General features: G+C 68.0%; 6 protein-coding genes and 1 pseudogene. All 7 read right to left on the bottom strand.

Features of this window, described 5'->3' with window-relative positions:
* Positions 1-139 precede the first annotated feature (139 nt).
* Entirely contained in the window at positions 140-559 is a 420-nt protein-coding gene (locus ACFY2A_RS29105; protein WP_387176349.1) for an ATP-binding protein, read from the bottom strand.
* The gene (locus ACFY2A_RS29100) at positions 556-906 is read right to left on the bottom strand and encodes an STAS domain-containing protein (RefSeq protein ID WP_387176347.1); all 351 of its coding nucleotides are present in this window, start codon (positions 904-906) and stop codon (positions 556-558) included. Before ACFY2A_RS29100 ends, ACFY2A_RS29105 begins: the two co-directional genes overlap by 4 nt.
* Before the next feature lie 169 nt (positions 907-1,075).
* A complete protein-coding gene (locus ACFY2A_RS29095; protein WP_387176353.1) occupies positions 1,076-3,283 on the bottom strand; it encodes a SpoIIE family protein phosphatase in 2,208 nt (735 codons plus the stop codon).
* Between the two features lie 276 nt (positions 3,284-3,559).
* Positions 3,560-4,363: an SDR family NAD(P)-dependent oxidoreductase gene (locus ACFY2A_RS29090; protein WP_387176345.1), complete on the bottom strand. Its 804-nt coding sequence runs from the start codon at positions 4,361-4,363 to the stop codon at positions 3,560-3,562.
* 203 nt (positions 4,364-4,566) lie between these two features.
* Positions 4,567-4,869: a hypothetical protein gene (locus tag ACFY2A_RS29085; RefSeq protein ID WP_387176343.1), complete on the bottom strand. Its 303-nt coding sequence runs from the start codon at positions 4,867-4,869 to the stop codon at positions 4,567-4,569.
* The gene (locus ACFY2A_RS29080; protein ID WP_387176341.1) at positions 4,863-5,357 is read right to left on the bottom strand and encodes a formate/nitrite transporter family protein; all 495 of its coding nucleotides are present in this window, start codon (positions 5,355-5,357) and stop codon (positions 4,863-4,865) included. Before ACFY2A_RS29080 ends, ACFY2A_RS29085 begins: the two co-directional genes overlap by 7 nt.
* 66 nt (positions 5,358-5,423) lie before the next feature.
* Positions 5,424-6,783: pseudogene (locus ACFY2A_RS29075) on the bottom strand (right-handed parallel beta-helix repeat-containing protein).
* Positions 6,784-6,997 lie beyond the last annotated feature (214 nt).

Raw genomic sequence — 6,997 nt, 5'->3', positions numbered from 1 at the left:
CTGGACCACATCCTGGCCAGCGACGTCGGTCCGTCGCCACGACGCGACGACATCGCCCTGCTCTGCCTCACCCGGGACCCGGTCGAGCACTGACGAGGCGATCCGGGCCGTCGGCGGCAACCCGGGCACTGCCGATGTCTTACGTCGGTGCCGCCGAAGGCCGCCTTACGAAACGAAGACGGACCACGGTGCTGCCCAGTTCGCTGAACGCGGTGACGCCATCGCAGAGCCGTTCCACGATGGCAAGGCCCCGTCCGCGTTCGGCATCCGCTGCTGGCATGGCTCGACCGAAGGTGCGCATCGCACCGCTGTCGCTGACATCGCAGTACACGAAGGCGTCGTCAGCCCAGATCCGGACCTGCCCGCCGGCGGTGGTGTGCTGCAGAGTGTTGGTGACCAGTTCGCTGACGGCTACCGCCAGTGCCTCAACCGGGTCCACTGGCAAGCCGAGGCGGTGTGCCTGTTTCCGCACGAAGGCGCGGACCAGGGGCAGATCGGCGACATCGCCGTAAGCGACCACTCGTGCGTTGTGCATCGTCTCGTGTCGGTAGCCGGTCACATGGGTTCCGGTGGGAGGGCGGGGTCGCTGTCAGACGGCGGGGGTGGCTGAAGGAGTGGCAGTAAACCGGTCATCTCCAAGACCCTGGCGACCGTTCCCGTGGCATTGACGACGTACACGTTTCCGGCGCGTTGACGCGCCGCTTGCCGAGCGGTGACAAGCGCGTGCAGACCACTGGAGTCCAGAAACCGCACCGCTGCCAAGTCCACCACGACCAACGAGGTGGCCTGTACCGCCGTATGCAACAGGGCGCTCAATTCGTCGCGATGGCGCAGGTCGCACTCACCCGCCACGGACACGACGATCCTGTCCGCCTCCGTCGCGGTACGCACCTGAAAGTCTGACATGGCAGGCGCAGGCCCTTCCGGGAGTGGGAGTCAGCGGCGATCAGCCCTGTCAGGATCTTCGGCACGCATCACAGTGTCAATCACCTGCGCGGGCGGCCCTGGCTGAAGGTGCTGGTCGGGACACGTGCCTGCCCATAACGCAGCTCGTACCCGATGCGATTACTGGCGCTCACGGGTGTGCTTCCCGGCCGCGCGAGCGGTGTCGTGGCTGCGGAGCCGCGATGTCGGTGAGCGGGCTCTGTGCAGATTCATCCAGTGCCCCCAGGGTCCCAGGAGCGGGCAGACCGGTCGCCGCAGCCCCTGCCTGCCCGGTCTGCGCCCCGTCGGTGAGCCGGACGCACAGGATGGCGGTGTCGTCGCCGAGTATGTCGTCGCCGATCATGTGTCGGATCAGGTGGCGGCACAGCGCTTGCGGATCGTCCGGGCCGTGTTGTTCGGCGGCGTCGGCGAGTCGTTGCATGGATACGGTGATGTGCTCGTCGTGACGTTCGACCAGTCCGTCGGTGTACCAGACCAGGACAGCCGGCTCCGTGAGGACGCACTCACCCTGCGAACGCTTGGCCTCGCCGACGCCCAGGGGCATAGACCGCCCGTCCCACAGGTACCGAGCGGCGTCATCTTCGACCAGCAACGGCGGTGGGTGTCCGGCGCAGGCGTAGCGCAGCAGTCGGGTGCCCGGGTCGTAGTCGGCGAACCCGACGGTGGTCATCAGCGAGTCGGCGATGACGGTGCTGGCCCGATCCAGGCTCTGAAGCACCTGGGCAGGGCCGTGCGCGGTCTGCGCGACGATCCGCAGCGCCGATTGCAGCCGGGCCATCGCCGCAGCCGCCGTGACATGATGCCCGACCACGTCGCCCACGGCGAACCCGATCCGGCCACCGGGCAGGGTGAACACGTCGTACCAATCCCCACCCACCAAATGGGATAGGTCGGCGGGCCGGTACTCCGCGCTCACCTGGACACCGGCCAACGCGCTGGTCACCGCGGGCAGCATGGCACGCTGCAGTTGATGTGCGGCGTCTATCTCCCGCTCGTAGGTGCGCGCCCGGCGCAGCGCCTGCCCGCTTAGGCTGGCCAACGTGTCAGCGAAAGAGAGCACATCAGTATCGACACCGTGGTCGCGGCGGAAACTGAACGTCAGCGAGCCCAGAATCTCCGGGTCTTCACCGCGGATCGGCACACACACGCTGCTGTGGATGTCGAGTGTCCGGTATGCGTGCGCCAGATGTGGGTAAGCGGCCAGCACCTCCTGCTGAGTTCGATGGATCACCGGCTGCCCGCAACGGATCGCGTCGGTGTCCGGCGTCGCCGCTTTCAGCGGCACCCTCCGATGCCGGTCCACCAGGTCCGCCGAGCCGCCCGCCGTGGTCCACACGGCCACCTCCGCGGTGTCGGGCACGACGATCGCCGCGCTGCCGTGGTCGGCAAGCAGACCGATGCCCTCTCGTACGATGGCCTGCGCGATGGCCTCCGACGTGGGGGCCCTAGCCAAGTCCGTCGTCAGAACCTGCAACGCGTGCAGACGCATCCGAGCCGCCCGCTCCACCGACGTGTCCCGGCGGGCACCGTCCCGCTCCGCCATCGCCACCGAGAGAATCCAGGCACCGAGGATCGTGGTGGCCAGGAACGCCTGTAACGTCAGCGTCCTCCACTGGTCCGAGGTATCCAGTGCCGCCCAGGGGCCGTGGCCGATGCTGGTCATCAAGTTCGCCGTCACCGTGGCGGCCATGCCGGCGGTGAGCGTGACCGGCAGCGGCTGGCTGAACGCCAACCCGAACAGCACCGGGATCGGCAGATAGAACAGCGGCAGATCCTGGGGCCAGAACCCGGCAACCGTGATGAGTGTGGTCAGCCCGACATCCGACGCCCACCGCGCCGGCTCAGGTCGGCCACGAGCTGGGCTGTGCCACGCCAGCACACAGCCGGCGACGAACAACACGCCGGTGGCGTCACCTGCCCAGAACGACACAAATGACTGGGGCCATGGCAGGTCCGTGCTCAGCGCAAGCTGCGTGGCGCCGATCGCGGCACCGACTAACGGCCCGGTGCCGACAGCACAGCCCAGAAACGCGAGAAGGTCCCGGCGGCGAAGAAGATCGACGTCTCCCGGAACATAGCGGCGTAGCAGCAGCGCACCGACCAACGGCTCGGCTGTGTTGGCCAGCGCGTATCCCCATACCCAACTCGGCGACATGCCATGTGACACGTCCACCACGACCTCGGTGACAGCCACCGCCGCCAGGATCCAAGGCCACCTGTTGCGTGGATTCAGGACCAGGGCCGACAGTGTGACACCGGCCGGCAGAAACAACACAACGATCGACGGCGCCCCGAAACCGAGGAAGGCCAGTGAGGCACCCGCGCCGTAAGTGACCACCACCGTAGCTAGCACCAGCCACAACGGCCACGGTCGGGTGCCTGCCTGCGGCGCAGCCGAGTCGGGCAGGCTCTTCGGTTCAGATGGTGCGGGAGCAGACAGCGGACACTCCCCAGCTGGACGGTGCCGAGCCCACGCTACGCGACGTCCATGGCCCTGCAAACCAACCCACGATGCCGGCCGTCCTTAACGCGTCAGCGGCACACTCTCGTCGCAACGGGCGACGGCTACGTAACGCGACACCCGGAGTTTAATCCTGCTCACAGGAACCGCTCATCAGCTCGCAGAACCTGGCCTCGCCACCTCCCCGTGCAACTTGGCCTTGACCGCATCGGGGATCAGCCTTCCGCCCACCGCCTGGACCTTGTTCATCAGGGAGCCGGCCACCACCTTCGCATCGCCGTTCATCATGGCCTCGAAACCCTGACGGGCCACCTCGGCCGGATCATCCTTCCTCTCGGCCAGCTTGGTGTCTTCCAAGTCGGCCCGCTCGAAGAACTCTGTGTCGGTCGGGCCCGGCATCAGCGAGGTCACGGTGATCCCGGTGTCCTTGAGTTCCTCCCGAAGCGCCTCCGCGAACGACTGCACAAACGACTTCGACGCGTTGTAGACCGCCTGATACGTCCCCGGCATGGTAGACGCGATCGACGAGGTGAACAGCACCCTGCCACTCCCCCGTCGCAGTAGATCGGGCACTATCCGCTTGGCGAGATGCACGGTGGAGCGACAGTTGAGATCGATAATGACCAGTTCATCGCTCAGATCGGTCTGCCGGGCGAAATCACCACCCTGTCCCACTCCGGCGTTCAACGCGACGGCGTCCACCGGCCGGCCGGTATCACTGATCTCCTGGTAGAGCCGCTCGACGCCCTCCGGCTTGGCAAGGTCCACCCGGGCCGCCGTCACCGTCGCACTGCTGTCCCGCCGCAGGCTCGTCGCAGCGACGTCCAGTTCCGCGTCCTCTGCGGCCATTACGACGTCGTACCCGTGTTGGACGAACTGCCGGGCCAGCTCAAACCCGATACCGCTCGATGCCCCGGTCACCACCGCGAACGGCCGCTGCGTCGAAGAATCACCCATGACCCGTCCTCCCTCTGGTGCCACGCCTAACAGCGCGTCCGGCTCTGATTTCGGCCACTGGAGGTCCTGCCCAATTGACGGCGCGTCAACCGTCAGGCACGAAGAACAGCCGAAGTCGCTGCACGAAGCAGCTCGCACTCTGGTGCACGACGACTAATCCGCCTGCATCTGAAACCCACCGGAAACTGGACGGTGCAATGCAGTCACCGCTGGCGGGACCGCTCGACGGCGATCTCCCGAGACACCCGGGCCAGCCGGAGTGCGGTGACAAGGCCGATGCTGCCGACGATGTTACCCAGCACGGACCAGCCGAGGGCACCCAGCCAGTCGAGGTAGCCGAAGGGCGCGCGGCCGGTGGCCAGCGCGGCGAACATCATGATCGAGTCGAGGACGCTGTGGAAGAGTTGCCCGCCAGCGAGCAGCGCGCCGAACAGCAGCGCCGGCACCAAGCGTACGCCGAGGCTTTCGGTGGCGTGCTGCATCCGGGTCATCAGGGTGATCACCATGCCGGCGAGCACGGCCAGGGTGAAGGAGCGCAGGTTGACGCCGAGGGTGGCGTAGTGGTGCCGGTCCCGATCGCGGTGTCGTGCAGGCCGGGGAAGGCGCGGATGATGAGCCAGGCCAACAGCCAGCCGCCGAGCAGGTTGCCGACCAGGGTCACGCTCCACAGCCGCAGCAGCGAGCCGGGCGTGTTGCGTCCGGCGGCTACCGCCGTCACCGGTACCAGGAAGTTCTCGGTGAACAGCTCGCTGCGGGCCAGCAGCAGCGCCACGAAGCCGATGCCGAAGGCGAGCCCGGCGAGCAGCGGCTGACCGGTGGCCTGCTCGACCAGCAAGTAGGCCAGCGCGCCGGTCCCGACGTCGATGCCGCCGAGGACCCCGGTGACCACGAGAGGGATCCACGGGCGGGCCAGCCGGACCGCGCCCTCCTCGACCACCCGGTCGAACGCCCGCGCGACTTCCGGCTCGGAACCGGTTCCCCGATCGCCCCTCACACCCTCGGCTGCCCCTCACGTACGGCAGTTGGTCGCCGGAGGTCCCGGCCCTCGACGAACCCTGCCTCACTCGTTGCCGTGATTGCCCTCCCAGTGGCCACCCACCACCTCGGCGTCGGTCCGAATGGCGACGCCGTTACCGTCCAGGTCGTTCTCGACGACGCGGCAGTTGACGCAACTGCCGCGGTCAGTGATCCAGATCCCGTGGGTCTGGGTGCCCGAGCCACTGTCGCGGATCAGGTTGCCCCGGATGGTGACCGAGTCGGTGGTGGCGTTGACGGTGATTCCCGCACGGCTGTCCGGAGCAGCCGGCAACTCGTACGCGGTTCCGGGTGGGGGCGTGTCGGCGCTCCAGGCGCTGGTGATACCGGGTCGGATCGGGGCGAGAACGAGGGTGGTGGCGTCGTTGGCAGCCACCACGGCGTACCGTTTGCCGACGCGCAGCACCTTGCCTCGGTGACCGTCGGCCGGCCAGGTCGCGTGCTGGTCGACGAGAAGGTTCTCCGTGTAGCGGACGGACTCGCCACACCCGGAGGCGGCAGGGGCGCACTGGCGGCCGTTGTTGCGGATCCGGTTGTTGATGATGACCGCGTCGCGCAGTGGCCGGTCGAATCGGATGCCGTCGAGGCTGTTGCCCCAGACGTCGTTGCTCTCGATGACGACCTCCCCGGCCGCGGCTCCGACCGCCGACGTTTGGTCCCCGTCGCCGAGGTCCTGGTGGTGGTAGCCGTAACGGCCGTTGCCGGTGATCCGGTTGCCGCGCACCGTGTAGGGGCCGGCGGTGTTGCCGATGTTCATCCCATCCCGCAGATTGCCGTCCAGTACGCAGTCGGTGAGCATGCCGCCCTTGCCGGGGATGCCGGTGGTGCCCTTCGCCGAGACCTGGAAGCCCGCCTCCAGATTCCCGGTCATCGTGCAGCCGGTCACCACGAGCCCGTCGGCACCCCAGTCGGAGATGCCGAAACGGTTGGCCTCGGCGTGGCAACCGACGATCCTGATGCCCCTCGGCTGCGGCCGGTCGGCATGTTGCATCTCCAGGAAGATGCCGTTGGTGGCGTTGCCGACCGCAACACAGTTGGCGATGGTCAGCCGTTCCATCGGCCCCCAACCGCCGATGCCGATGCCGATGCCCGCCCCGCCCATCTCCAGTCCGTTGTCCAGCCGGCCGCAATCGAGCACCCGGACCGCCTCGACCAGGCAATCCTGCAGGAAGTCGCAACCGAAGCCGGTGGCGGCGCCAGACCGTGCCGGCATCCCGGATGGCGTATACACCCGGTGGGCAGTGGATCACCCGCGCCCGTCCGTCGGCGGCGAACGCGTCTCCGAGGCGGTCAACCAACGCGGCCAGCGCCGGCTGGTCGTTGGTCGTACCGTCGCCGGTCATGCCGTGTTCCCGCGCGTCACAGAGCAACGGTGCCCCGGCCACCGGGTACGGCCGCACGCCGGACGCGGTGAACGTCACCTCACCTGGCACCTGAGCCCATCCTCCTGACGCTGGCCGCGGGCGACGCACAGGCCCTGCGCCCCCGGATCGTGGCGGCCACGTTGCCCCGACGGTACGTCGCTCTACGTCCTCGGCAAGGGCGGATGGGCGAGAAGACAGCCAGCCGAGCCGTCCGAGGGTTGTCACTGCGTGCGCT

The sequence above is a fragment of the Micromonospora sp. NPDC000442 genome, from assembly GCF_042898635.1.
Taxonomy (GTDB): Bacteria; Actinomycetota; Actinomycetes; order Mycobacteriales; family Micromonosporaceae; genus Micromonospora.
The sequence above is the reverse complement of the archived record's forward strand: the minus strand, read 5'-3'. Positions and strand labels throughout refer to the sequence as shown.

Bases quoted from the DNA above. Each gene is read 5' to 3' on its own strand.
- ACFY2A_RS29100 (WP_387176347.1), bottom strand. From the start codon at position 906: ATGTCAGACTTTCAGGTGCGTACCGCGACGGAGGCGGACAGGATCGTC.
- ACFY2A_RS29090 (WP_387176345.1), bottom strand. From the start codon at position 4,363: ATGGGTGATTCTTCGACGCAGCGGCCGTTCGCGGTGGTGACCGGGGCA.
- ACFY2A_RS29085 (WP_387176343.1), bottom strand. From the start codon at position 4,869: ATGGTGATCACCCTGATGACCCGGATGCAGCACGCCACCGAAAGCCTC.